The sequence below is a fragment of the Mycolicibacterium smegmatis genome (genome assembly GCF_001457595.1).
GTDB lineage: Bacteria > Actinomycetota > Actinomycetes > Mycobacteriales > Mycobacteriaceae > Mycobacterium > Mycobacterium smegmatis.
This window is the reverse complement of sequence record NZ_LN831039.1, coordinates 6,861,160-6,887,225: the sequence shown is the minus strand read 5'-3', so window position 1 is coordinate 6,887,225 and position 26,066 is coordinate 6,861,160. Positions and strand designations below refer to the sequence as shown.

General features: G+C 66.7%; 24 protein-coding genes. 12 read left to right on the top strand and 12 right to left on the bottom strand.

The window, feature by feature from the left end:
• Positions 1–5 precede the first annotated feature (5 nt).
• On the bottom strand, positions 6–1,328 hold the full coding sequence (locus AT701_RS33435) for an aspartate aminotransferase family protein (RefSeq protein WP_058127431.1): 1,323 nt from the start codon (positions 1,326–1,328) through the stop codon (positions 6–8).
• A gap of 86 nt (positions 1,329–1,414) precedes the next feature.
• Between AT701_RS33435 and AT701_RS33430 the strand changes: the two genes are divergently transcribed.
• Positions 1,415–2,320 carry a LysR family transcriptional regulator gene (locus AT701_RS33430; RefSeq protein ID WP_058127813.1) on the top strand — a complete coding sequence of 302 codons (906 nt, stop codon included), beginning with the start codon at positions 1,415–1,417 and terminating at the stop codon, positions 2,318–2,320.
• A 17-nt stretch (positions 2,321–2,337) separates the two neighbouring features.
• On the opposite strand, the gene AT701_RS33425 is transcribed toward AT701_RS33430, so the two are convergent.
• The gene (locus tag AT701_RS33425; RefSeq protein ID WP_011731576.1) at positions 2,338–3,336 is read right to left on the bottom strand and encodes a GlxA family transcriptional regulator; all 999 of its coding nucleotides are present in this window, start codon (positions 3,334–3,336) and stop codon (positions 2,338–2,340) included.
• A gap of 170 nt (positions 3,337–3,506) precedes the next feature.
• Between AT701_RS33425 and AT701_RS33420 the strand changes: the two genes are divergently transcribed.
• On the top strand, positions 3,507–4,442 hold the full coding sequence (locus AT701_RS33420) for a haloalkane dehalogenase (protein WP_011731575.1): 936 nt from the start codon (positions 3,507–3,509) through the stop codon (positions 4,440–4,442).
• Here the strand turns inward: AT701_RS33420 and AT701_RS33415 are convergent.
• Positions 4,403–5,125 carry an alpha/beta fold hydrolase gene (locus AT701_RS33415; RefSeq protein WP_223495964.1) on the bottom strand — a complete coding sequence of 241 codons (723 nt, stop codon included), beginning with the start codon at positions 5,123–5,125 and terminating at the stop codon, positions 4,403–4,405. The genes AT701_RS33420 and AT701_RS33415 overlap by 40 nt on opposite strands.
• A gap of 187 nt (positions 5,126–5,312) precedes the next feature.
• Here AT701_RS33415 and AT701_RS33410 point away from each other — a divergent pair, with 187 nt between their 5' ends.
• The gene (locus AT701_RS33410; protein ID WP_058127430.1) at positions 5,313–6,410 is read left to right on the top strand and encodes a ferredoxin reductase; all 1,098 of its coding nucleotides are present in this window, start codon (positions 5,313–5,315) and stop codon (positions 6,408–6,410) included.
• Between the two features lie 26 nt (positions 6,411–6,436).
• Entirely contained in the window at positions 6,437–7,831 is a 1,395-nt protein-coding gene (locus tag AT701_RS33405) for a fatty acid desaturase family protein (protein WP_058127429.1), read from the top strand.
• Between the two features lie 19 nt (positions 7,832–7,850).
• On the opposite strand, the gene AT701_RS33400 is transcribed toward AT701_RS33405, so the two are convergent.
• A complete protein-coding gene (locus tag AT701_RS33400) occupies positions 7,851–8,879 on the bottom strand; it encodes an alcohol dehydrogenase (protein WP_011731571.1) in 1,029 nt (342 codons plus the stop codon).
• A 34-nt stretch (positions 8,880–8,913) separates the two neighbouring features.
• Complete coding sequence (locus AT701_RS33395) at positions 8,914–9,930, bottom strand: alcohol dehydrogenase catalytic domain-containing protein (protein ID WP_058127428.1); 1,017 nt, start codon at positions 9,928–9,930, stop codon at positions 8,914–8,916.
• Between the two features lie 156 nt (positions 9,931–10,086).
• On the opposite strand from AT701_RS33395, the gene AT701_RS33390 reads away from it, so the two are divergent.
• A complete protein-coding gene (locus AT701_RS33390; protein ID WP_058127427.1) occupies positions 10,087–10,665 on the top strand; it encodes a TIGR03086 family metal-binding protein in 579 nt (192 codons plus the stop codon).
• Between the two features lie 18 nt (positions 10,666–10,683).
• Positions 10,684–11,535, top strand: a complete 852-nt coding sequence (locus AT701_RS33385) for an alpha/beta fold hydrolase (RefSeq protein ID WP_058127426.1) — start codon at positions 10,684–10,686, stop codon at positions 11,533–11,535.
• Positions 11,536–11,538: 3 nt separating this feature from the next.
• Here the strand turns inward: AT701_RS33385 and AT701_RS33380 are convergent, their stop codons facing one another.
• Complete coding sequence (locus AT701_RS33380) at positions 11,539–12,267, bottom strand: hypothetical protein (RefSeq protein WP_011731567.1); 729 nt, start codon at positions 12,265–12,267, stop codon at positions 11,539–11,541.
• A 61-nt stretch (positions 12,268–12,328) separates the two neighbouring features.
• The gene (locus AT701_RS33375; RefSeq protein WP_011731566.1) at positions 12,329–12,781 is read right to left on the bottom strand and encodes a winged helix-turn-helix transcriptional regulator; all 453 of its coding nucleotides are present in this window, start codon (positions 12,779–12,781) and stop codon (positions 12,329–12,331) included.
• 58 nt (positions 12,782–12,839) lie between these two features.
• Between AT701_RS33375 and AT701_RS33370 the strand changes: the two genes are divergently transcribed.
• On the top strand, positions 12,840–15,569 hold the full coding sequence (locus AT701_RS33370; protein ID WP_058127425.1) for an AAA family ATPase: 2,730 nt from the start codon (positions 12,840–12,842) through the stop codon (positions 15,567–15,569).
• Between the two features lie 127 nt (positions 15,570–15,696).
• Here the strand turns inward: AT701_RS33370 and AT701_RS33360 are convergent, their stop codons facing one another.
• Both AT701_RS33360 and AT701_RS33355 read right to left on the bottom strand, forming a co-directional pair.
• Complete coding sequence (locus tag AT701_RS33360; RefSeq protein ID WP_058127424.1) at positions 15,697–17,379, bottom strand: L-lactate permease; 1,683 nt, start codon at positions 17,377–17,379, stop codon at positions 15,697–15,699.
• 105 nt (positions 17,380–17,484) lie between these two features.
• Positions 17,485–18,294, bottom strand: a complete 810-nt coding sequence (locus tag AT701_RS33355) for a CPBP family intramembrane glutamic endopeptidase (protein WP_058127811.1) — start codon at positions 18,292–18,294, stop codon at positions 17,485–17,487.
• Positions 18,295–18,396: 102 nt separating this feature from the next.
• Here AT701_RS33355 and AT701_RS35180 point away from each other — a divergent pair, with 102 nt between their 5' ends.
• Together AT701_RS35180 and AT701_RS33345 are read left to right on the top strand one after the other, a co-directional pair.
• Positions 18,397–18,906: a MarR family winged helix-turn-helix transcriptional regulator gene (locus AT701_RS35180; protein ID WP_014878772.1), complete on the top strand. Its 510-nt coding sequence runs from the start codon at positions 18,397–18,399 to the stop codon at positions 18,904–18,906.
• Between the two features lie 181 nt (positions 18,907–19,087).
• Entirely contained in the window at positions 19,088–19,822 is a 735-nt protein-coding gene (locus AT701_RS33345; protein ID WP_011731561.1) for an SDR family NAD(P)-dependent oxidoreductase, read from the top strand.
• Positions 19,823–19,829: 7 nt separating this feature from the next.
• On the opposite strand, the gene AT701_RS33340 is transcribed toward AT701_RS33345, so the two are convergent.
• Positions 19,830–20,741 (bottom strand): LppW family protein, encoded by a 912-nt coding sequence (locus AT701_RS33340; protein ID WP_011731560.1) that lies wholly within the window; start codon positions 20,739–20,741, stop codon positions 19,830–19,832.
• 299 nt (positions 20,742–21,040) lie between these two features.
• On the opposite strand from AT701_RS33340, the gene AT701_RS33335 reads away from it, so the two are divergent.
• Positions 21,041–22,138 carry a coiled-coil domain-containing protein gene (locus tag AT701_RS33335; protein WP_003898201.1) on the top strand — a complete coding sequence of 366 codons (1,098 nt, stop codon included), beginning with the start codon at positions 21,041–21,043 and terminating at the stop codon, positions 22,136–22,138.
• An 8-nt stretch (positions 22,139–22,146) separates the two neighbouring features.
• Here the strand turns inward: AT701_RS33335 and surE are convergent, their stop codons facing one another.
• Entirely contained in the window at positions 22,147–22,926 is a 780-nt protein-coding gene (surE, locus tag AT701_RS33330; protein ID WP_011731558.1) for a 5'/3'-nucleotidase SurE, read from the bottom strand.
• 25 nt (positions 22,927–22,951) lie between these two features.
• A complete protein-coding gene (locus AT701_RS33325) occupies positions 22,952–23,902 on the bottom strand; it encodes a 1-phosphofructokinase family hexose kinase (RefSeq protein WP_058127423.1) in 951 nt (316 codons plus the stop codon).
• A gap of 88 nt (positions 23,903–23,990) precedes the next feature.
• On the opposite strand from AT701_RS33325, the gene AT701_RS33320 reads away from it, so the two are divergent.
• Together AT701_RS33320 and sigJ are read left to right on the top strand one after the other, a co-directional pair.
• Entirely contained in the window at positions 23,991–25,193 is a 1,203-nt protein-coding gene (locus AT701_RS33320; RefSeq protein WP_058127422.1) for an NAD(P)/FAD-dependent oxidoreductase, read from the top strand.
• Positions 25,174–26,064, top strand: a complete 891-nt coding sequence (gene sigJ, locus AT701_RS33315; RefSeq protein WP_011731556.1) for an RNA polymerase sigma factor SigJ — start codon at positions 25,174–25,176, stop codon at positions 26,062–26,064. The genes AT701_RS33320 and sigJ overlap by 20 nt, the downstream gene beginning before the upstream one ends.
• Positions 26,065–26,066: the final 2 nt, after the last annotated feature.

Here is a 26,066-nt window from a genome sequence, read left to right as displayed (position 1 = left end):
ATACCTCACGACCGGTGCACGGCCGGTTCGCGCGCGTAAGCCAGAGCCTCGTCCATGATCTCGAGGGCCCGATCGATCTCGTTGTCGGTGGCCGTCAATGGTGGTGCCAGGCGGAACGTGCCGCCCATACCGGGCAACTGGACGATGTTCATGTGCAGTCCGAGCTCGAAGCAGCGACGGGTGACCACCGCGCCGAGCTGATCGGCGCTCACACCCGGCGTGTCGTCGGCGGAGAGTTCCATGCCGAGCAGCAGACCCCGGCCGCGCACGTCGGCGACGATCGGGTGCCGGCCGGCCAGCTCGTCGAGCCCGGCCCGCAGACGCTGCCCGAGTTCACGCGCCCGCACGTCGAGACGGTCGCGCGACAGCACATCGAGCACGGTCAGACCGACTGCCGCCGGCAGCGGGTCATTGACATGCGTTGTGAAGAACAGGAATTCACGCTCGTGGGCGCGCTGCTCGATCTCCGAGCTGGTGATCACCGCGGCCAGCGGCAGGCCGGCACCGAGGGTCTTCGACAGGGTGAGGATGTCGGGGACCACGCCGTCGTGCTCGAAGGCGTACCAGTCACCCGTCCGGCACAGTCCGGTCTGCGCTTCGTCGACGATCAGCAACATCTCGCGTTCGCGGCACTTCTGCGCCAGTGCGGCCAGGTAACCCGGCGGGAGTTCGATGATGCCGCCGGAACTGAGGATGGGCTCGATCAGGCACGCCGCCAGACTGCCCACCGACTGCGCGTCGATCAGGTCGAAACCGAGATCGAGCTGCCGCCGCCAGTCGAGTTCACCGAGTTCGTCGGTGATGTCCGGGCGGAACCGGTGGGGCACAGGAAGCGCGAAGTTACCGGGTGCGGCGGGCCCGTAACCGCGGCGGCCCGCGCTGTAGGTGGCGTTGGCGGCAGCCTGCGTCATGCCGTGCCAGGATCGGGCGAAGGACACGATCTCGTGCTTGCCGGTGACCAGCTTCGCCATACGCACGGCAGCCTCGTTCGACTCCGCACCGGTGCTCAGCAGCAGCACTTTGTCCAGGGTCGGGGGCAGCGTCTCGGCGAGCCGGCGGGAGAGTTCGATGACCGGACGGCTCAGCATCCCGCTGTAGAGATGGTCGAGGTGAGCGATCTGCGACTGAACGGTGGCGACGATCTCCGGATGCGAATGCCCCAGGATGGCGCTCATCTGGCCCGACGTGAAGTCGATCAGCTCGCGGCCGTCCTCGGTGAACATCAAAGAGCCACGTGCCGAACCGATCACGGTGGGGGTGAAGCCGCCGCGCCCGGAGTACCGGACGAGGTGGCGCGCGTCGGCTTCGAGCTGCGAGACGGGGTCCATGCGTCACACGCTAGGACCCGGCGCTGTTTACGTCCAGCAACGATCATCCACTTTCCTGTTCGGTGGATCCGTACAACAATCAACAGGTGCTGAATCCGTGGCGACTTCAGATGCTGAGCCTGTTGGACACGCTCGGCACGGTCAGGTCGGTCGCAGAGGCGCTGCACCTCAGCCCCTCCACGGTCTCCCAACAGCTCGCGCTCCTGGAGGGCGAGACCCACACCCGGCTGCTGGAACGCGCAGGCCGCCGCGTGCGCCTGACCCCGACCGGACTGCTACTGGCACGGCGCGGACGGGAGATCATCGACCGGATGGCCGCCGTCGAGGCCGAGCTGCGGGAACTCAGCGACGAACCTGTCGGCACGGTCCGGCTGGGGCTGTTCCAGAGCGCGATCCCCACCTTGGGGATACCGGCATCCGCGCGTCTCGCCGACACCCATCCGCATCTGCACCTCGAGTTGATCGAACTCGAACCCCACGAGAGCGGGGCGGCGTTGCGGGCCAGCGAGGTCGACGTCATCGTCACCACCACGGACTACATGGAATTCCCGTGGGGAGACGATCTCGACATCGTCGCGATCGGCACCGACCCGATCGTGCTGGTGCTGCCGCAGGATCATCACCTGGGCCGCCGACCGGTGGTCGACCTCGCCACGTGCAGTGACGAGACGTGGGTGTGCGACCGGCCCGACTCCTACATGGCCGAACTCACGTTACGGCTGTGCCGCCAAAGCGGTTTCGAACCGCGCGTGGCAGGTCGGTTCAGCACCGTGTCGCTGTTGGTGCACCATGTGCAGACGCAGGGCTCCGTCGCACTGCTGCCGGCCCTGGCGGTCGGCCCGGAACAGAAGGTGCTGACCCGTGAGCTCACCCTGCCCGTGCACCGCAACGTCGCCGCGGCGTTTCGCCGCAGTGCGGCCCGCCCGGCCGTGCACGCCGTCGTCGACGCACTGCGCGACCACCCGGAGATTCCCGCGCTGACCGAGCGCTGACCTGGAAAGGCCCTCGGTTACGCCGATGCCAAGGCGGTACTCGTGGTGTGCGGAATGTCCTGAGTGCGTTCGCGAAAGGTGTTCCGGTAGACCTGCGGCGCGACGCCACTGAGCCTGCGGAACTGCTCGCGGAAATTGGCCGCGGAGGTGAACCCCACGTCACGGCCGATCCGCTCGACACTGAGTGACGTCCGCTCGAGTAGCTCTTGCGCGTGACGGATCCGCACGCCGGTGACCCACTGCATGGGTGTCTGGCCGGTCTCGGCCTGAAAACGGCGGTTGAGGGTGCGGATACTCGTCGCGGCGTGATCGGCGATGTCGGACAGGGTCAGCTCGCGGTGGGCGTTCTGCTCGATCCACACGAGCACCTCGCTCAAATGCGTCTTCTCACCGATCACGCTGGCAGGAGGCTGATTTCGGATGATGAACTGCGCCTGACCACCACTGCGGTGAAGTGGCGCCACCGCCATCTTGGCCGCGTTGGCGGCAGCGGCGGCCCCGTGATCGCGCTGCACCATGTGCAAACAGAGGTCGACGCCGGCCGACGCTCCCGCCGACGTGAGTATCCGCCCGGCATCGACGTAGAGGACGTCGGGATCGAGATCAACGGCCGGAAAATTGGCGCGGAACAGGTCAGCCGCGGCCCAGTGGGTGGTCGCACGCCGACCGTCGAGCAGACCGGTATCTGCCAGAACGAACGCGCCGGTGCAGATCGAGGCGATGGTGGCGCCGCTCGCATAGGCGTCGCGAAGGGCGGTGACAACCGGGGCAGGGGTCTGGGTCGGAAGGTTCTCGCGGCCGGGCACGATGATGGTGTCCGCATCGGCCAGTGCCTCAAGACCGTGATCGGTGGCGATGCGCAGCGGGCCCGCCGACACCGTCGGCTCGGTGCCACACACTTGGACGCGGTATCCATTCATACCGTCGGCCAGTCGAACTCGGCCGAACACCTCGATGGGAATGCTCAGGTCGAACGCGACGACGTCGGGGACTGCCAAGACCGCAACTCTGCGCATGACAACAGCCTAATGCGCGATGGCAAGATCGTCCTTTATCGCCGACATAATGCCAGTTGGTCCCCCGCGGAGTCGGCAATATCCCGGCGGGTGTTGGCCATCGGGCCGGTGTCGCTCACGATGAGCGCTCGATACGTTCGAAGTACTTCCGCTGCGAAAGGTGGTGCCCGATGCCGGGATCCGAGCCGTACGGCCGGCTGCAGTACCGAGAGATCAACGGTAAACGGATGGCCTACATTGACGAGGCCCGCGGCGATGCCATCGTGTTCCAACACGGCAACCCGAGTTCGTCGTACCTGTGGCGCAACGTGCTGCCGCACACCGAAGGGCTCGGCCGGCTCGTCGCATGTGATCTGATCGGGATGGGCGCGTCGGACAAGCTCGACGGTTCAGGCCCTGACAGCTATCACTACCACGAGAACCGCGACTACTTGTTCGCGCTGTGGGATGCACTCGATCTCGGTGATCGCGTCACGCTCGTACTACACGACTGGGGTGGGGCGCTCGGATTCGATTGGGCCAACCGGCACCGCGACCGGGTCGCAGGCATCGTGCACATGGAAACCGTCTCGGTGCCGATGGAATGGGACGATTTCCCCGACGAGGTCGCCCAGATGTTCCGTGGTTTGCGCTCCCCGCAGGGCGAGGAGATGGTGTTGGAGAACAACGCCTTCATCGAGGGGGTGTTGCCGTCGATCGTGATGCGCACCCTCAGCGAGGAGGAGATGATTCACTACCGTCGGCCGTTCCTCAACGCCGGCGAGGATCGACGGCCCACGCTGTCATGGCCGCGCGACGTTCCGCTCGCCGGTGAACCCGCCGAGGTCGTCGCCGTCATCGAGGACTTCGGTGAATGGCTGGCCACGAGTGACATTCCCAAGCTGTTCATCCGCGCCGATCCCGGGGTGATCCAGGGCAAGCAACGCATCCTCGACATCGTGCGCAGCTGGCCGAATCAGACCGAGATCACCGTGCCGGGAACCCATTTCCTCCAGGAGGACAGCGCAGACCAGATCGGAGAGGCCATCGCGTCGTTCGTGCGGGAGATCCGGGCGGGCGACAACCTTCACCGAGAGGCTGCACCTGAGATGAACTCGGCGAGTTGACGCGGCTGGGAGAAGAACGGGCAGTGGTCCGTGTCGAGTGCGAGGGTGCGGCGTGGTGGCTGAGCACGTTGCATACGGCGTTGGTGAGCGATGGGAATGGCGTTGTCGCGCAGGCATTCCACGTAGTCGCGCGCAACGGCGCCGAAGCGGTCGTCACTCAGTGCCACCGCGGTGAGCGCGGGCGCCGCAGGTTCCGGTCGGATACACAGCCTGGCGAGAGTGACGTCTTCGGCCGAACACTCGCTGTACAGCGCGGGCCGTAGTGCTTCGTCGGCGAGGAGCAGTGTCACTCCATCAGCAGACAGATAAGAGTTGCGCATCAATATGCTGTCTCCGCCCGCCGCGGCCTGGTCGTGCACACTGGTTCCGTTCGTCGGAAGATAGGCAGCGACGTAGACGAGTGCCTCGATGAGTTCCGGCCGTTGCTCGGCCACCTCGCTGATGACGGCTCCTCCCCGGCTGTGGCCGACCAGCACCGTCCGTCCGGGCTGCGCCTCCACGATGTCGACCAGATGGTCGCGCCACATGGCCAGCGATACCTCGGACACGGGGGTCATGTCCCGGCCCAGGGACGGAAGGTCAGGCATGACAACGGTGTGTCCCAGCGCTTCGAGCAGCGGTGCGACCTTGTACCAGCACCAAGCTCCGTGCCATGCCCCGGCGACCAGAACGAACGTTGTCAATCGCATCCCCCTCGTGCACGTCAGGCCGGCGTCGACTTGAAACGTGCACGTCGACGGGAACGTTCTCGACGGGGCTCGATTCACGGGGAAAGAAACCTCCGGAAGCGTTTCAAGCCGCGTCGTGGCGGCTACCCGCAGGAGCGGTGGCGTGGCTCACAACTGGCGAGTGCGCAGAAGGAGATCTTGCATGGCGGAAAGGGGTGCTCAACCGCGCGTCCCGAGGGGCCGGCGATTGTTCCTGCGCGCCATCCGGCACCTGTTCAAGCCCCTCCGGCCGGACGACTACCTCGAGTTGGTCAATCCGCTGTGGACCACCAAAGAGCTGCGCGGCCGGGTCGAGCGCATCGAGCCGCGGGGATCGGAAGCCGCGAGCGTTCTGATCCGACCGAGCCACGAATGGCCCGGTCACCTGCCCGGCCAGTACGTGCGGCTCGGTCTGGTGATCGACGGCAGATATCACTGGCGGGCCTACTCGCTCACGTCGGATCCCCAATCCGAGGACGGTCTGATCAGCGTCACCCCCAAGAAGGTGGACGGCGGTGTCGTGTCGCCGTACCTGGTGGAGAAGATCCAGCCCGGCGAACTCGTGCGCCTCGGAGAGATCGAGGGGCAGTTCACCCTGCCCGAGGCGTTGCCCGCCAAGATGCTGTTCATCAGCGCAGGCAGCGGCATCACGCCGATCATGAGCATGCTGCGCAGCCTCGACCATCGAGACGCCTGCGACGACGTCGTGGTCCTGCACTCGGATCGGACAAGGGAGCACGTCATGTTCCTGCCGGACCTCGAGGACCTGGAGCGTCGGCACGACGGGCTGCGCCTGGACGTGCGACTCACCTCCGAACGCGGCCGGTTCAAGCCACAGGAACTCGACGACGTGTGCCCGGACTGGCGAGAGCGCGAGGCATTCTGCTCCGGTCCAGGGGAGCTGCTCGATGCGCTGATCGACCACTGGGAGCAGCACGGCGATCGCGACCGCCTGCACTACGAGCGGTTCCAGCCCAAGATCGGTGGCGACGCCGGCGCCGGCAACGGCGGCACCGTCACCTTCCTCGACAGCGAGACCACCGCCGAATGTGGCGGCGGCACACCGATACTCGAAGCCGGTGAACAGGCAGGGCTCAAGCTCGCCTACGGCTGCCGCATCGGGATCTGCCACACCTGCACCGGCACAGTGAGATCCGGGAAGGTGCGCGACCTACGTTCCGGCGAGATCGCCGAGCCCACCGGCCAGGACGTCCGCATCTGCATAAACGCCGCCGAAGGCGACGTCGAAATCGAACTCTAGACCGCTCTGGAACAGAAGGGATCCTCATGGTCATCACGGCACCGAGTCCGCTGCACCGGCTCAGCGAGCAGGATCTCGAGAAACTCGCCAAAGAATTCGACGCCATCCACGACGAGGTGTTCGCCGAACTCGATGAACGGGATCGCCATTACATCAAGACGGTGATCTCGGTGCAGCGCCAGATCATCGTGGCCGGGCGCGTGCTGCTACTGGCGTCGCGATCTCGCACCGCGTGGGTGTTGGGCACCGCGTGCCTGAGCATGGCCAAGATCCTGGAGAACATGGAACTGGGCCACAACATCCTGCACGGGCAATGGGATTGGATGAACGACCCCGACGTGCATTCCTCGGTGTGGGATTGGGACACGGCCTCCAGCGCCAAAGCGTGGAAGCACTCCCACAACTACATCCATCACACCTACACCAACATCCTGGGCAAGGACAAAGATCTCGGGTACGAGATCATGCGGATCGATCCGCATCAGAAGTGGCGCCCCGGCAACCTCGGTCAGCCGCTCTACAACCTGCTGCTCATGTTGCTGTTCGAATGGGGCGTGGCGGTCCACGACACAGACATCGAAGGGCTCATCCGCGGCCAGAAGACATTCGCCGACCTCAAAGACGATTTCAAGGAGATCGGCGTGAAAGCCCGCCAACAGATCGTCAAGGACTACCTCGGGTGGCCGATGATCAGTGCCGGCGCATTCGCGTTGGCGCAGTTGGCCTTACGTGGGCGGTTGCCGCGACCGCCGCACAGCCGCCTCGGCAACCGGCTACGCCGCATCACCGGCAACCGCCGCGTGGGTACGGTGGCCGGTCTGCTCGACCGGCAGGTGGCCGGTGTCGAGAGCACCTACCTGCGGACCCTGGCGGCGAACGCACTGGCCAACGTCATCCGGAACGTGTGGGCCCACGCCATCATCTTCTGCGGACATTTCCCCGATCAGACGTGGACGTTCACCGAGGAGGAGGTGGAGAACGAGACCCGCGGCGGATGGTACGTGCGCCAGCTCCTCGGCGCGGCCAACATCGAGGGCAGCCCGCTGTTCCACATCATCAGCGGCAATCTGGGATATCAGGTTGAGCACCATCTCTTCCCGGACATGCCCAGCAGCCGCTACGCCGAGATAGCGCCGAAGGTGAAAGACATCTGCGAACGCTACGAGCTGCCCTACAACTCCGGGCCGTTCGGCCACCAGTGGTTCACCGTGCAACGCACCATCTTCCGGTTGGCCTTCCCGGGCGGGACGCCGCGACCCAAGCCCGGTCCGTACCGCAGCCCCGATCGCGAAAATGCCCCCAAGGGCCCCAGCGAAGCCGCGCGGTTCCGCGGCCGGGTACCGGCCGAGCATCCCGACGCCGGACCCGAACACGCGTCCGGCGGCGTTGCTGTCCAGCTACCGCCGCGCGGGAACGACTGAGCCGCTGAACGGGCGGCGGCTACGCCGGTTGCGGCATGGTGAGCACGACGCGGAACCGGGCTTCATTTCGCATCATGCGGTCGTATCCTGTCGCAGCTTCGTGCAGCGGCATCGGCTCGATCCACGGCCGGATGCCATGTACGGCCGCGAATTCCAGGGTGTCCTCGATGTCTGCGGCGACACCGGCGGGATGTCCGTGGACGGTTCCTGAGCTGTTGATCAGCTGCAGGGGCGTGACGTGCAGGGACTCGCCGAGGACGGCGAGGGTCAGCAGTTCACCGTGGGGAGCCAGTCCGTCGACGGTCGCGCTGATGGCGGCCGGGTTGGTCGCAGTTGCGGCCACCACCCGCGCGCCACCGAGTGCGCGCAACTTCTTCGCCACATCGTCGGCGGTCGCATCGATGTAGTGGTGGGCGCCCAACTGCATTGCCATGTCCGCCTTTTCGTTACCGCGGGCGATGGCTACCGTCACGAACCCCATCTTGGCGGCGAATTGAACTCCGAGGTGACCGAGTCCGCCGACACCGAGGATGGCGACGACGTCACCGGGACGGGCTCCTGACTCGCGTAGCGAGTGGAACATGGTCACCCCGGCACACGCCAGAGGTGCCGCATCGGTGGCGCTCAGTGTGTCCGGAATGCGGGCAAGTCCGGACTGGTGCACGACGAGCATTTCCGCATAGCCGCCCGGAAAGGCCGCCCCGGTCACCTTCGACCGTTCACAGTGGACGAAATCGCCACGGCGGCAGCGATAACAGCTTCCGCAGTAGAAGCCGAACCAGCCGACGGCGACTCGGTCACCGATCTGCCACTCCTCGACACCGGCGCCGATCGCGTCGATCTGTCCGGCCACCTCGTGTCCGGGTGTCACCGGGAAAACGGTGCCCGGCAGGTGCCCGGCGGCGATCTGCGAATCGGAGTGGCAGACTCCGCAAGCAAGCACGCGGATGCGGACTTCTCCCGGCCCCGGTTCGCGTACGGTCCGCTCGGTGATTCGTAGAGCGTCACCGGGTTGACTGACCTCGACGGAGCGGTACGTGACTGTCATGATCACTGCCTTTCGATGGAAGGGTCTGGAATGCTCAGCTGAAATCGAGAACCACGCGAAAACGCGCGTGTCCGGACATCATTCGTTCGTACGCCTGGGGCGCCTCGGTGAACGGCATGCGCTCGATCATCGGTGCGATCTGGTGGTTGAGGCTGAATGCGAGGTTGTCTTCATTGTCGATTGCCGAGCCTGTGAGGCTGCCGACGATGGTGCGGCCGCCGAAGATCAGGTCCGGGGTCTGTACTGGTATCGGGTCGGGGGCGGCTCCGACGACAACCAAGCGCCCGCGTGGCCTGAGCCCTGCCACCAAGCCGGCCATCGATTGGCCGCTGCTGGCCGTCGCGACGACGGCGGCCGCCCCACCCAATCGGGTGAGTCCCGCGGCGACGTCCTCGGTGGCACTGTCGATGTAGTGGTCGGCCCCCAAGGTGGCGGCCAGATCGGCCTTGTCGGTGCCGCGGGCTATCGCGGCAACCTCATAGCCCAATTTCTTCGCGTACTGAACGCCGAGGTGCCCCAGTCCGCCGAGGCCCTGCACGGCAACCAGGGTGTTGGGCGGTGCGTCGCCTGCGCGCAACGCGTTGAACACCGTGACACCGGCGCACAACAACGGTGCGGCGGTGAGCGCGTCGAATCCCTCAGGAACACGGACCAACGCGGATTCCCGCACATACAGCATCTCCGAGTACCCACCGTCGACCGTCGTCCCGGTCAGGGGCTGGTCGAGGCAGTTCACGAAGTCGCCCCGGCGGCAGTAGTCGCAGTGACCGCACTGACCGCCGAGGAAACCCACGCCCACACGTTCGCCGATTCGCCAACGCTCCTGGATCCCGCTGCCGACTGCGTCGACCACACCGACCACCTCGTGACCGGGAACGACAGGCTCCTCTGGATTCGGCCGCTGCCCCTCGACGGCGAGTGCGTCGCTATGACATACCCCGCACGCCAGCGTGCGTATGCGCACCTGCTCTTCGGCGGGGTCTCGTATCTCGCACTGCACCAGTTCGAATTTGCGTCGACCAGTGACCTGGTACGCACGGTATGAACTCATGAGGTCACGACACCAGATCAGCCATGGATGCGGTATAGGCGTGATGACCATCAGTCGGCCCATACAGATGACACGCCGACCGGTGGGGTTACGTGCACCGAAATCAGTCGAGTGACCTATGCCGGAGCACGCGCGTCCACACCACACTGGGCAGACATGGACGAACTGTCGAGCCCTCAGTCGGCACTGAGCGCGCTGCGCCCCGTGCTGAGTGCCATCACACCCGACGACTGCGGCCTACCCACGCCGTGCGCCGGGTTCGATGTCGCGGCGCTCGGAGAGCACCTGGTGGGAACCGTCAGGATGGTGGGGGCCGCCGCGGACGCCGGATTTGTGCGGTTTGAAGTCGTCAGTCACGACGATGACATCGAGGCCCGGGTGGCTGCGAGTACCGAAGCGGTCATCGCTGTGTGGCAGCGCCGCGGAACTGCCGGTGAGGTCGTTTTCGCGGGCCGGGTCATGCCTGCCCGGCTGGCGTTGGGCGTGCTGTCGGTCGAACTCGTCGTGCACGGTTGGGATTTCGCGCAGGCACTGCACCGGCCTCTCGGCATCACCGCGGCACACGCCGACTTCGTCCTCGCCATGGCTCGCCACATCATCACGCCGGCGAGCCGTGAAACAGCAGGTTTCGACGATCCCGTGTCCGTCGCCGCGGACGCGGCCGCGTTGGACAGGCTCGTCCCGTATACCGGACGCACGCCGAGAAGGTGGCCGTCGAACATGAAAAGCCGTTGAGAAGAAGGAAGATCCGAGATGATTCACTCACCCTCCACGCAAGCGCAGACGCAGTACGTACAGGGCCGGCGCGCGCGCTTCGCCTACCGCCGGTTCGGATCCGGAGCGGGAGTGCCGCTTGTGTTGGCGCTGCGGTTCCGCGGCACCATGGACCATTGGGACCCGGCGTTCCTCGATCGGCTCGCCGCAACGCACGACGTCGTCGTCTTCGACAACGTGGGACACAGCAAGAGCACCGGGACCCCGCCCACCACCATGGCGGAGCTCGCGGGCGGGCTGATCGACTTCGTCGGTGCCCTTGGTCTGGACGAGATCGACCTGCTGGGCTGGTCTTTGGGCGGCATCGTCGTCCAGGAAGTCGCACTTCAACGTCCTGAACTGGTGCGCAGGCTCGTCGTCGCCGGTAGCACACCCGGTGGGGGAGTGCCGGGAATGCCCGGGCCTGATCCGCGGATCTGGCAGGTGGCGACCAAGCCCGTCAACGACGACGAGGATTTTCTCTACCTGTTCTTTCCGGAAACCGAGCCTGGCCGCAAACTGGGTGTGGAATCGCTGAGGAGGCTCGACAGGCGCACCACTGCCCCCGACCACGTGCCGGTGTCGGCCGAGACGATGACGGCACAGCTGAAGGTGATCGCCTCGACCGGGTCGCGCATCTGGGACCGGCTGAACGACATCACCGTCCCGGTTCTGGTGGCCAACGGTGCACACGATCGCATGATCGACGCTTACGCGAGTTATGCGATGGCCGGCAGGCTTCCCGACGCCAAGATCGTTCTCTACAGCGACGCGGGACACGGCTTTCTGTTCCAGCACCTACCGGACTTCGCCCGCGAGGTCACCGAATTCCTTGCTGGGAACCGGCCCTGATCGCTAATTGAGCGTTACGCCGGTCAGTTCGATCGATACCACCAGTTGCTCGTGGATCGGGTGGTTGTCGGCGGCGCGAACGTAGATCATGCGGGTCCGCGGTACCACGATGCCGTCGATCGCGTCGTGGTCCGACACATATTGGGCGGCAGGCGAACCGCCCGCGATGTCGACTTCGTAGTCTCGGCGCCGGATGAGCCCGTCATCGTCGATGTAGAGCACCTGGTGTGAACTGTGGGTGGCGACGGTCGCGGGGTAGTGCACGTGCAGACGCCGCCACCGGCGGCCGTTCTCGGCCCACGGTTCGCCCTCCTCGGTCTGCACACCGGGCAGGGTGAGATTGAACGGCTCCGCTGTGTACGTCCACATCGCGTACCCGGTGAAGTACGCCAGTTGCAGTGCCGTCCAAGGAGTTTCCAGAGAATGCCCGGTGAAGGACGAGCGTGGTTCCTCCAGCACCTCGACAACGTCGCCGTCGAGGGTCTCTATTCCGACGCGACCCGGGGTGTAGGCGGTCTTCAGTCCCGGTGCGGTGAACGGACGCAACGACGTGCGTTGATCCTTGATCCAGACAGTGAACTCTCCGTCATCGACGATTCCCGGAACTTGTTTGATGTCCCAGATTGCACCACCGAAACTCCTGTGCGCGCTGATCGACGTCAGTTTCTTCCAACGGTCGAGGCCACCGTGGGCCCGCAGTGTCGTCTGGAGAAGGTCGCTCGTCATGGGCATCACGCTTCCACCGCGTGCCGGGTCCGGGTATCCGTGAGATGACTGCCGGACGTCGTTGCAGCTAGGTGGAGTGAGGATCCACCAACGCCACCTCTGCGGCGGCTACCGGCCGACCGTCGGTGCGGTGGAAGCCCGCGACGACCGGTTCGCCGGTGGCTGCCTCGACGAATCGGTAACGGGCACTGTCCTCCCGGGGCAGGTGGACGCGGCCCCACTGGCCCATCGCCGCCAGCACGGAAACCAGTCCACGTCCGGGTTCGGTGAGCACGTATCGGCTACGCCGCCTCTCACCAGGTACCTGGTAGTCCTCCACTTCCAGGACGCCAACCCTCACCAGTTCGGCCAGTCGTGCGCTGAGAACGTCCGACGCCACGCCCAGTGCGTCCCGGAACTCGGAGAACCGTGACCGCCCCAGCAGAGCTTCCCGGATGATCAGGGGAGCCCATGGCTGTCCCAGCACCGACATGGTGCGTGCAATCGGACACGCATCTTCAGACCAGGTATTTCGGCGCACCTGAACAGTCTAGCTGAGTTGGCCGGACCAACTCAGCTGTGCTACCTTCGGTGAGGTGATGGTGGGGCGATCCGAAGAGCTTGCCGCTGTCACGGATGTGTTGGCCGATATCTCCACTGGTGGCGCCGCGCTGGTGATCGACGGCGATCCGGGTATCGGCAAGTCCACGTTGCTGGCGGCTGCCTCGGACTGGGCGGTCGCCAACGGTTACGCGCGGCTGGGTTGTTCCGGTCTGCAGAGCCAGATGGAAATCGGATACGCCGGGCTGCATGAACTTCTTCATCCCTTGCTGGCGCAGGTCGACGCGTTGCCGCCGCGTCAGCGGGCGGCACTCATGACCGCGTTCGGACTCGAGGACGGCCCCCCGCCGGGTCGCATGCTCATCGGGTTGTCCGTGCTGGGCCTTTTGGAGGAGGCCGCCGGCAATCGGCGGCTGTTCCTGGTGATCGACGACGCGCAGTGGCTGGATCCGTCGTCGGTCGACGTACTGAACTTCGTGGCGCGCAGGCTCTCCAACGCGCCGTTGATGATGTTGTGCTCGACGCGTACCACGTTGGACGGCTTCTCGGTGCAGTTCGACGGTCTACCGCGACTGACGATGGGCCCCTTGGAGCCCGCTGACGCCGCTGAACTGCTCGCCTTGACGCTGCGTGACCCGGAGAGATCCGATCGAGTCGATGAGGTCGCTCGGCAGCGCATCCTCGAGCAGGCCAACGGCAATCCCATGGCGGTCATCGAGCTGACCATCGCACTCATCGAGAGTGGCGACGGGGCACCGATTTTCGCGGGTGAGCCGCTGCCCACCACCAGGCGCGTCGAACGCGCATTCCTGACACAACTCGGGCCGCTTTCCGATGAGAGCCGACTGTTGCTGTTGCTGATCGCGACGGGGAACGGCCTCCTCTCGGAGATCGACTGGGCGGCAGATCATCTCGGGTTCTCGCTGACAGAACACCTCGGGTCGCTCGAGGAGTCGGGTCTGATCACCGTCGCTGGGGGTCGAATCCAGATCAGACATCCGCTGATACGCTCCACCGTCTACGGTGCCGCGGCACTCGCGTCACGCGCTGCGGTGCACCGGGCCCTGGCGGCAGCCGCGACCGACCCGGCGAGGGCTGCATGGCATCGAGCGGAGGCAGCGTTCGGGCCCAACGAAGAGGTGGCCGCCGACCTCGAACGAGTGGCCGATCGCGCCCGGGTCCGCGGCGCCGGCGCGGAAGCCGCTGCGGCACTGCGACGGGCTGCGGCTCTCACCGATGATCCGCAGGAGCGATTACGACGGATGACGGTTGCCGCCGAGGTGGCCCGCAGTTCCGGTCTGATCGCCGAATCCGTCAGAATCCTGCGCGAGGCCGAACCGCTCATCAGGGAGCACGAAAGCGAGACGCCGCTGGCGATCACGCGATTCGTCCTGAATGCGACCGCCGCGACGCCCGGGCAGTCGGCCGACGAGCTTCTCGCCCTCTCCCGCAAGATCGCCGACGACGATCCCGGGCGACGGCAGTTGTTGTGGGCGGCCGCCATCGAATGCCGCATGCACGGCCTCCCGGAGCATTCACGCCGAGACGTCGTCGCGGAGATAGGCCGTCTCGACGACGATCCACACGACCCGCTGACCGCCATCGCCCTGGCCCTGGCCGACGACACCGGCAAGGGGGCGGGCCTGAGAGCCAGGCTTCCGCAGCTGGTCGACACGGTTGGCGACTCCCCGCTGCTGATGCTGTCGCTGGCCTTTGCGGCCGAGGCGGTAACCGATCGCGCCGGCGCGCTGAAATGCTGGACTCACGTGCAGAATCAGGCCCGCAACTGCGGCTCGCTGGCAGACGAATGCGAGGGGTTGCGCGGCGCGGCGAACATCCTGCTCACCGAAGGGCATGTCGAAGCCGCCGCAATGAGCGCACAAACCGCCCTGCACATGGCCGAGAGTATGAACATCGCGATGACCGCAGGTTCTGCGGCCGCCATCCTCGCGCGCGCTCTCGTCTGGCAGGGACAGGGCGAGCGTGCGCGTCACGTCCTCGACCGTGCTCGGCACCATCTCTCCCCGGCACCCACGATCCTTTGGAATGATGACGTCCACTGGGCTGCCGGCCTGGCCGCGCTCTGCGAGGCCGACCACACTCAGGCTCTCGGGCACCTCACGCAGATGACCCTGCATCGCACGAGTCGACGGTGGGCCATCGCCGATCTCGCAGAGGCGGCAGCCGGGGCCGAAAAAGCCGACATCGCCCGACCTCTGCTCGCCGAGGCCGAGGAACAAGCCGAGCGCCTGGGGATCGACAGCTTCCTCGTCCACCGCGCACACGCGCTGCTGGCTGACTCCGTCGCCGAATCCGAGGACCGTTTCAGGGCCGCGCTTGGTGCGGCGGAACGTACCGGCGCCGAACTGGAAAGTGCCCGTACTCATTTGCTCTACGGTGTCTGGTTGCGACGTCGACGCCGGATCGTGGACGCACGCGTGCACCTTTCGGCCGCTTTGACCGCCTTCGACAGAGCGGGCGCGGTACCTTTTGCCGAGCGCGCGGCTGCCGAACTGCGGGCCGCCGGGGTCACCTCGGCGCCTCGACCGGGTACCCACTCTGGTGCCGATGCCGGCGCCCTCACCCCGCAGGAACTGCAGATCGCTCAGATGGCCGCGGCGGGGATGACGAACCGGGAGATCGCAGACCGCATCTACCTGTCGCACCGCACCGTGGCCGCCCATCTCTACAAGGTGTTTCCCAAACTGGGGATCACCAGACGTAACCAACTGCACGCTGCGCTCGGTGCTCCTACCGGAATCGCCTGACCGGTCATCCGAGGGTTCGATGGGTGGCGAATGGCTACCTGAGGCCGCGGTGAACCACACAGGACTGCTCGACGTCGGTGACGCGGTTGAGAAGCGGTGCGGCACATACCCGAAGTAGCAGCCCGGATCAGGACGGCACCATCCACGACAGCACGGGTGAGGATTGCAGCGCCGTCAACGCGCACAGCAGGACCAGGAAACCGAGACTCCACAGGACCACCCGACGGAAGATGTCGCCTTCCCTGCCGTTGAGGCCGACTGCCGCGGCCGCGATGGCAAGGTTCTGCGGCGAGACCATCTTGCCCAGGACGCCACCGGAACTGTTCGAGGCGGCCATCAGAACATCCGACAGGCCGGCCTGGTACGCGGCGGTCACCTGAAGCGCGCCGAACAGTGAGTTCGCGGAGGTGTCCGATCCGGTGACGGCCACCCCGAGCCAGCCCAGGATGGGCGACAGCAATGCGAACGCCCCGCCCGCGGCGGCCATGAAGGTGCCGAGCGTGATCGTCTGACCGGACAGATTCATCACGAATGCGAGTGCGAGCACCGCCATGACGGTGAGGATCGCCCAGCGCAATTGGTGCAGCGTCGTCCAGTAGGCCCTGGCCGCTCGTGACACCGACAGTTTGAGTGCGACCATCGTGAGCACACCCGCGAAGAGCATCTGCGTGCCGGGAGTGGTCAGCAGGTTCAGGGTGAATTTCGTCATCGACGACGGATCGCCGTTGACGTCGACCACGTTGAGACCCGGCCAATTCCCTGCGAACGTCGCCGAATCGAGAAGGCTTTTGACCGCGGGGATCTGGCAGATCACGAAGACGCCGATGATGATCCCGTAGGGTGCGTACGCCTTGACGACGTCGGCGCGGGCGTCCTCGACGTTCTGATCTGGCTCGGGAAGGTCCGCACTGCCGCCCGTGCCGCCACTGCGGCCGTGCGGCGGCGGTCCGGTATGCGTGGTGACCGCGGCAGGCTCGGCGACTTCGGTGTACGTGTTGGCGGGTTGCCACACCCGGACCAGCGCGACCACCGCGGCGGCCGATGCCAGCGAAGCCACCACGTCGGCCAGTGGCACCGAGAGGAAGTTCGATGTGGCGTACTGTGCGACGGCGAACACCACGCCACAGACCACTGCCGCAGGCCATACCGCGCGCATGCCGCGGCGCCCGTCGACGATTGCCACGAGCGCCAGCGGGACGAACACCGCGAGGATCGGTGTCTGCCGGCCGACCATCGCACCGAGTGTGTCGAAATCCAATTCGGTGACCTTGCCCAGCGTGATGATCGGCGTGGCCATCGCGCCGAAGGCCACCGGCGCGGTATTGGCGACCAGCGCCAGCACGGCAGCCTTCAAGGGCTGGAAGCCCAGGGCCATCAGCATCACCGACGTGACCGCCACGGGTGTGCCGAAGCCGGCGAGCGCCTCGAGCAAGGCCCCGAACGAGAACGTGATGATGATGGCCTGGATGCGCTGGTCGTCGCTGATGGAGCTGAAGGAGCGCCGTAGCACATCGAAATGGCCTGTCTCGACGGTCATCTGGTAAACCCAGATCGCGTTGATCACGATCCACAGGATCGGAAAGAACCCGAAGGCCGCGCCCTCGGAGGCCGCCAACAGGGACTGTCCTATCGGCATCCCGTAGACGAGTACGGCAACCGCGATGCTGACGGCCAGCGAGATGAGCGATGCCTTCCAGGCCGTCATCTTGAAGACACCGAGCAGTACGAACAGCAGAAGGAGTGGGATGGCGGCAACCGCTGCACTCCAGGCGAGCGAGTTGACGACCGGATCGAGAACCTGCTGGTACACGGCCTACCCCCAGTAGTGGCGTGGATCACAACCAGCTCAGACTACCCACGATCGAGGCCCTCGGTAAACGCTTTCCCGGTAGTGCGTGAGGTGAACAGCGCTCAGCTAACTCGATTGGGGCACACCGTGTCCGACTCGGGACAGCCGCGCCGCGTGACTGCGGCGACGACGCGCGATGACCCCGGCGACGATGAGCGTCACCGCGAAGGGGACGAGGCTGATCGCGACCCCGAACGCGAGATCCGGATCGTCGAGGGTGATGGCATCCCAACTCGGACCCAGGAACTGCGCGGTTATCTGGAACGCCCAGTGGAAACCGATGTTGCTCCACAGATTTCCTGTGACGGCGCGCAGAACTCCGAGGGCGCATGCGAACGTGAAGAACAGCACGACGCGATCGACCGATTCTGCCGCGCCGATCGCCAGGCCCCACAGCGTGAACAGTGTCGCCTGGGCCGGTACGGCCACGGTCGAGGACCAGCGTTCGGCGACGTTGGCGAAGAAGTATCCGCGGAATATCAGTTCCTCGGGCAATGCCTCGTACAGGAAGACCAGGACGGTCAACACCGCGACTCCCGCGACCAGGCGGCCCGGCGAGGCGGCCACCGTCAGATCGGCCCATCCGAGTGCGACGACAACGGAACCGGCCACAGCGGCAGGCACGGCCCAGCACAGCACGCCGAGCGCAAACGGCCGCCACCCGGCACGTACGGACGTGAGTTGCAGCCCGGAGAACGGTGCCCGGTCGAGAAGCCTGCGGGCAGCGAAGATCGCCGGAACTGTCAGCACGGTCGCGCCGACGGCCCGCACGATGTGGGCGGGACGGCTGTACTCCTCGCCGAGGATTGCGCCCACCCCGGCACCGAGCAGCATCCAGATCGCGGTGACCCCGACGAACACCGCGGCGATCCGCACGGCCAGCGGTGGTCGGCCGGCCCCGCTGTCGCGTGGCACAGGCACGGCCGCCACGATACGACAACTCAATGCCCGCCGTGCCAGACCGTCATACTGACAACCGTGACGCCGGCGAAAAAACGGGACATATCACCGAAACGGGGATGGCTGTCGCCGAAGCAGCAACGCGCCTGGATCGCGTTCATGCGGGTGCAACTGCGGATGAGCTACGAGATGAACCGCCAGTTGCAGGCCGATTCGGGGTTGTCGCTGTCGGACTACGACGTGCTGGTGGCTCTGAGCGATGTCGGCGACAAGGGTATGCGGGTGAGTGATCTGGCCGCGCAGATCGGCTGGGAGCGCAGCAGGTTGTCACATCAGTTGCGGCGTATGGAGGAACGCGGCCTCACCGAGCGATGCCCGAGCCGCGAAGACGGCCGCACGAGCATCGTCGTCCTCACCGCGGTCGGGTGGCGCGCGATCCAGGAGGCCGCCCCGGGGCATGTCGACCTGGTGCGCAGCCTGTTCTTCGACCCGCTGCCCGAGAATCTGCTCGCCCCGTTCACCGCCGCGCTCGAGCACATCCACGTCAACCTCAATCACAACAGTTCGCTGCCGCCGGAACCCAGGTAATCGGTGACTCATCACCGCACGTAGCAGCCAACCAGGGCCGAGCGTGGGGCCCCTGCACGCTTTTCCAGTGTGATTCGTGCACAAGACCCACGGTGGGCACGAGTTCCTGCCCACCGGGGAATAGGTGACATATCACCTATGTTGCAGCGGGTGACCGTACGAACCACAGGAAGGCACCCTCATGGGACAACTCGACGGCAAGACGGCACTGGTCACGGGTGGCACCTCGGGCATCGGGCACGCGGCGGCCAAACGGTTGGTGCAAGAAGGCGCATATGTCTTCATCACCGGACGTGACCGCACGCGCGCTGAGAAGGCCGCCGCTTCGATCGGGGCGCACGGCGTACAGAGCGACGTCAGCAATCCTGACGAACTCGACGCTCTCGCAGCAGAAATCGCCGAATACGGCAAGGGACTCGACGTGGTGTTCGCCAATGCCGGCGGTGGTGACTACGCCACGCTCGCCGAGGTGACACCGCAGCACTACCGCGACAACATCGACCGGAATGTGGGCGGCACGGTGTTCACCGTGCAGAAAATTCTGCCGCTGCTCAACGACGGCGCGTCGATCATTCTGACCGGTTCCACCGCACCCGCCAAGGGAACTCCCGCGTTCGGGCTCTACGCAGCGTCGAAAGCCGCGATCCGATCCCTGGGCCGTACCTGGGCCGCCGAACTGGTCGACCGCAACATCCGGGTCAACACCGTCATTCCCGGCCCGATCCGCACCCCGGGACTCGAAGGTCTCGCGCCGGACGGGCAACGGGAACTTGACGGTTGGGCTGCCCAAGTGCCCATGAAGCGCCTGGGTGATCCCGACGAAATCGCCACCGCCGTACTGTTTCTCGCGTCGAACCAGAGCAGTTTCATGACCGGGGCCGAACTGGTCGTCGACGGCGGTCAGATCCAGATCTGATCCGGCGTCAGATCTTCCCGCCCGGGAACATCGTTCGCACGGCCTCGGTGATGTTCTCGCGCGCCGCGCCCGCACTGGTCGGGTCCAGGGAACTGATGGCCATCAGGTAGCGGTGGTCGGGTCCGATGATGCCGGTGGACACGTGCAACTGGTTGGCTCGGTTCCAGCAGCAGAACCAGCCCTGCTTGACCGCGACGGCCTCACCCGAGAGGCCGTCGGGGATGCCGAAGCGCTGCGGATAGCCGTCGGTTCCCGACGGTGTGAAGTGCGCGAGGTTGTCGACGATGACGTCGGCCTGCTCGCGGGGCAGGCCGCCGCCACCGTTGAGCAACATGTCGTAGTAGTGGACCAGATCGGCGGCAGTGCTCTGGGTGACGTCCCAGTGGCCGTTGTAGGGCGCGATGGTGCCGGGCAGGCCGTAACGGGCCTTGATGCGGGAGATCACGGCGTTCCCGCCCAGACGGTCCCAAAACATCTGTGCGGCACTGTCGTCCGAGGAGCGCAGCATGACGTCGAGAGACTTGCGGTCGGCGGGGGACAGCTCCGTCTTGCCCTCGGATTCCTGCAGGAGCAGGTCGTCGGCGATGAACAGCTTGACCACCGACGCGATCGGGAACGGCTTGTTGGAGCCGTTGGACACGACCTCGCCGGTGTTGCGGTCCAGCACGACGGCCTCGATCGTCGCACCCGATGCCGCCGCGTCGGCGGTGGCCTGCTGCATGCGCGCGTCGAGTCCGGCAAACGACGCGGGCGGCTGCACCGGAGGTGGCGCGGCCGGCGGGGCGACGGTTGCCTGGGGGGTGTGCTCGACGGCAGGCGGCGCACCCCCGGCCGGCGCCGTGCATCCGCTCACGAGCAGCGCCGCACAGGCGACAACTGCCATCCCTGTCATCACCGATTTCGGCTGTCGCCGACGCATAGGTCTCCTCCGATCGGATCCTGAACCAGGAGAGCGAGGTCAACGCTGTACCCAGCGCTTTTCCAGCCTAAGCGGCCCGCGCAATCGCGGACGATCCGGAGCCGTCGGGGTGACCGATCCACCACGCCTGAGTGACTGTGACGCGTATCACGTTTGCCGATCGTCAAGAGCGCCAGGAAAGTCCACCATCCTGCGGGAGGGACGAGTGGACATCCGTCAAGCCACTTCGTAGCCTGTCCGGGGCATGTACAGCCGGGCCGAGCAATGGGCCCCTGCAGTAAAGGATCGTGACAATCCGTATGACCGGGGTGCGCCGTTCACTTCGGCGAGCGGCGTGCGGTTTTGTCGCCACCTTCCTGGTTCTGACGTTCACGATCGGGGCCGTGCAGGCAGACCCGGCAGCGGACGCGATCGCAAAAGTGCAGGAGCTGTCCCAGCAGGCCATCAAGGCGCGCGAGGCCGTCACCGCCGCCCAACGCGATGCCGACGCCAGGCAGGCCGAGCAGGCCGCCGCCGAGGAGCGCCACCGCGTCGACCAGGAAGCCCTGGCCGAGGCCACCAGTCAGCTCGCGCCCCATCAGGCTGCTGCCGACCGGCTGGCGGCGATGACCTACATGAGCGGACGCACCGGCCAGATGGCCGCTGTACTGACGGCCACCTCACCCCAGCAGCTGATCGACCAACTCGCGCTGGAGCGCACGGTCGCCGCGGAGATCGCCGCTCAGATGAAGGGCTACCAAGAAGCCCGTGACCGCGCGCTCGCCGCGGCCGCGGCGTCCGAGAAGTCGGCTGCCGACGCCCGCGCCAAGGCCGAGCAGGCCGACGCCGTGCGCGCAGACCTGCAGGCCAAGTGGAAGGACCTGCTCAGTCAGATCTCGGCCGCCGAGGCGCAGTACGCGGCCCTGACACCTCAGCAGCAGGCGGTCGTCGACAACACCCCGCCGCCGAGTGCGCCGGTGGACCCCGCGATCGTCGCGATGCCCGGGCCCGCTCCCGGCGAGGATCCGGCCGCCCGCAACCTCCTGGCGATCCCAGGCGACATCCCCGAGGCGCTGCCGGTCGGTGTCGCGAACGAGACCGGGCTGCAACCCGCCACTGTGTACGTGGCTCGCGTCATCAGCATGCGGTACCCGCAGATCGCCGAGATCGGCGGTGTGCGTCCGGACTCCAAGCCGTGGCATCCGAGTGGCCTGGCGATCGACGTGATGATCCCGAACCCGTCCAGCCCCGAGGGCATCGCGCTCGGCAACGAGATCCGCGATTTCGTGTTGAGCAACGCGGGCCGCTTCAAGCTGCAGGACGTGATCTGGCGCGGCACGTACTACACGCCGTCCGGCCCGCAGGCGTCGGGCTACGGCCACTTCGACCACGTCCACGTCACCACGCTGCGCCGCTGAGCCGGTCCTCACCCGCCGACCTTGTCGGCCAGCCAGTTCGGCACCAGCTCACCGTCGTGCGCCTCGATCGAGCGCAATTCGGTGAGCGTCGGGTGCCCGGCCGCCAGCAGTGCGCTGTCGGTCCCGGGTTCGAACTCCTCTGAGATCTCCACTTCGGCCAGGCGCACACCGCCGTCGGAGACCTCGTCGACGCGGGTCTGCACCGCGCCTCCGCGGGCCAGCCACGCGTGCCGGATCGGCTTCAGCTCATCAGGTGGCACGTCCGGGACATTGAGGGACAGCACCGTGGGTTCTCGGGCCTCGAACAACAGGTCCAGCACCGGCGCGAGGAGCCCGGCGGCCGATTCCCAGTACCGCTCCCCGGTGGGGTGCAAAGCGACGTCGAGGGACACCGCCAACGCGGGGGTATCGCTGATCCTGGCGGTCAGCGCGGCGCCGACGGTGCCCGAGTGCAGGACGGCGCGACCGACGTTCGCGCCGTGGTTGATGCCCGACAACACCAGGTCCGGGCGCGGTGTGAACCACCCGTTCAACGCCGCCGCGACGATGTGACCGGGCTGTGCGTGTACGGCCCACGCCTCGATGCCGTCGAGTCCGGGAACCTCGCGGCGCTCGACGACGGTGCGGCCTTCGTGGCGCACCGCGGTGAGCGCAGCGCTGGCACCGCTGGCCTGTTCGGCGGGGGCGGCCACGATCACCTCGAGCCCGGCCTCACGCGCGGCGAGCGCCAGCGCATGCAGGCCCGCCGAGTCGATCCCGTCGTCGTTGGTCACCAAAGCGCGTGGCACCTGCTTCTCCTCTCGACTCCGAGCGTTACTTCCAGGGCCGCAACTCGACGCGGTCGGCGAGCGTCTCGACCGCTCGCGCACCGCCCGTACCCAATCCGTGGCGCACAACGTTGAGCGCGCCGCACGCCGCCCCGATCTGGAGCGCCTTGCGCAACGGACGGCCACGCGCCAGTGCGGCGACCATGCCTGCCGTCATGGAGTCCCCCGCGCCGGCCGGGTCGGCAGGCTCCAGCTTGGGCATCACGACCTCGACGACGGCGGCCTCGCCGAGTTCGTCGTCGTCGAACAGCGCGAGAGCGGGCGCGGCCCCGGCCCGTGAGACGACGATCGTGCACGCGCCGCCGTCCTCACGCAGCGTCCGCATGGCGGCGACGAGGTCCTTGGCGTCGTCGGACTTCGCCCGGCCGTCGTCGAGCAGTTCTTCGTGGCTCACCTTGATGAGACTCGGGTGACCGGCGAGCACCGCTTCCAGCCGCTCGCCTGCGAGATCGGCGGCCACCTTGCACCCGTTGGCGCCCAGGTCGGTGGACAACCGGCGGTACAGGTCGGCGGGCAGCACTCGGTCGTCCTGCGGTCCGGACAACAACACGCGACCGTGGGTGAGGCCCTCGGTCAACGTGAGTTCGTACAGGGAGTCGAGTTCGTGGCGGTCCAGCGGGGTGCCGGGGCTCTCCGCGACCACCTCGCGATCGCCCTTGCGACGGTCGTGCACGTAGGCCCCGTTGCGGGAGCTGACCGGGACCATGCGCAGCGTGACATCGGTGGTGGGCAGCAGATGCCCGAGCACCGATCCGGTCTCGCCGCCCAGCGCCGAGCACAGAACGGTCGGCACGCCCAGCGACGCCACCATGCGGGACTGCCATACCCCCTGACCACCCGCGTGTACGTGGATGTCATCCTCGCCGGAGCGGTCCTCGACCGTCACCGTGAGCACGGGTAACGGTGCGAAGATCACGACCGTGTCCGGGCTTGTCATGGCGAGGGGATACCCGTTTCGGGCTGTGATGTACGACACAGTCCTCGGGTATCTGTCACACCGGAGGGGCCGGCGGGCTCTCGAGGGCATGACTGCTCACAACAAAACCCACCGCGTCGTCGTCATCGGCGGAGGTTATGCCGGCACCCTGGCCGCCAACCGCCTGCAGCAGAACCCGGACATCGACATCACGCTCATCAACCCACGTCCTCAGTTCGTGCATCGCATGCGACTGCACCAGATGGCGGCAGGTGCGTGCGAGGCCGTCGTCGACTATGGGACGTTGCTGGGCAGCGGTGTGCGGCTGCTCGCCGACCGGGTCGATCGCATCGACACCGCAAACCGCAGGATCGACCTGGCGTCCGGTGACTCGATGGGCTACGACTATGTCGTCTACGCCGTCGGCAGCACGGCCCTGGTGCCGGAATCCGTCGAAGGCGCCGCAGAATTCGCGCACACGGTGGCCGAGTACGAGGCCGCCCAGCGGTTGCGCGCCACGGTGAACGCCCTCGCACCCGATGCGTGGATCACCGTCGTCGGCGCCGGGTTCACCGGCATCGAGGTGGCTGCCGAACTCGCCACCGGGGGACGTACCGTGAGCCTGGTCGCGGGCGCGCAATTGGCGCCGACGCTCGGGGGTCCGGCCCGACGGGCCGTGTCCCGGTGGATGGCCAAGAATGGGGTGGGACTGCTGGAGGACGCCATGGTCACCGAAGTGCGACCCGACGCCGTGGTGCTCGACGACGGCACGGTGTGGCGCAGCGACCTGACCATCTGGGCCGGCGGTTTCGGTGTCCCCGACCTGGCCTCGCGCAGCGGCCTGCGCACCGACACGCTCGGCCGGTTGATCACCGACGCGACGCTCACGAGCATCGACGACGATCGCGTGCTGGCCGCGGGCGACGCGGCGGCACCGTCCGGAAAAGCCCTGCGCATGGCCTGCTACACGGCAGGACCCATGGCCGCCACCGCCGCCGACACCATCCTCAGCCGCATCGCGGGCACCCCGCCCGAGGCGTTCTCGCTGGGTTACCTCGGATCCTGCCTCGGGCTCGGCAGGCGCTCGGCCGTCATGCAGTTCACCCGCAGGGATGACACGCCCCTCGACGTCCACCTCCGCGGCCGCGTCGCCGGAGCGGTGAAAGAGCTTGTCCTCAAGGGCATTCTGTGGAGCCTGCGCCGCGAGGGCAGGAAACCGGGAGCAACGTCGTGGCTCAAGAACGGCGATACCGTGACGTCACCGGCTCTCGTCGACGCGAAGGGATCCGGTCATGACGGCCCGATTGGATGACCACACCGAGCGGTTCACGATGTTGCGACCGCTGCTGTTCACCATCGCCTACGAGATCCTCGGCTCGGTCACCGAAGCCGACGACGTGCTGCAGGACAGCTATCTGAACTGGGCGAAAGTCGATCTGGCTGCGGTCCGCGACACCAAGTCCTATCTCGCGCAACTGGTGACGCGGCAGGCCCTCAAAGCGCAGCGCACCAGCGCACGGCGGCGCGAGAGCTACGTCGGCCCCTGGTTGCCCGAACCGCTGCTGCTCGACGACCGGGACGCCTCCGCGGATGTGGTGCTCGCCGAATCGGTGTCGATGGCCATGCTCGTGGTGCTCGAAACGCTCACACCCGACGAGCGGGCCGTGTTCGTGTTGCACGACGTCTTCGGATTCGACTACGCCGAGATCTCCGAGGCGGTCGGCAAGTCGACGGCCGCGGTGCGCCAGATCGCGCACCGCGCGCGCGAACACGTGCACGCGCGGCGCAAGCGGTTCGACCCCGTCGATTCCGACCAGGCCGCAGAGATCACGCAGCAGTTCCTCACCGCGGCCTCGACCGGCGACATGGCCGGCCTCGTCGCGCTGCTAGCGCCCGACGTCGTCACGATCACCGACGGCGGCGGACTCCCGGGTGCCGCCCGCCGTCCGCTGGTGGGCGCCGAGAGGGTCGCAGGCGCGATCGTCAGAGGCATGCGCCGCGACCTGCGGTTCGAGATCGTCACCGCCAACGGCGCGCCGGCCGTGGCTCTGCGGACCGACGAGGATCAGCTGCTGGGGCTGGTCACGCTGGAGATCCACGACGGCAGGATCACCAGCCTGTACGCCATTGCCAATCCCGACAAGCTCGCCGCCCTCGACGGTCCGCGGGTCATCACGCGTTGATG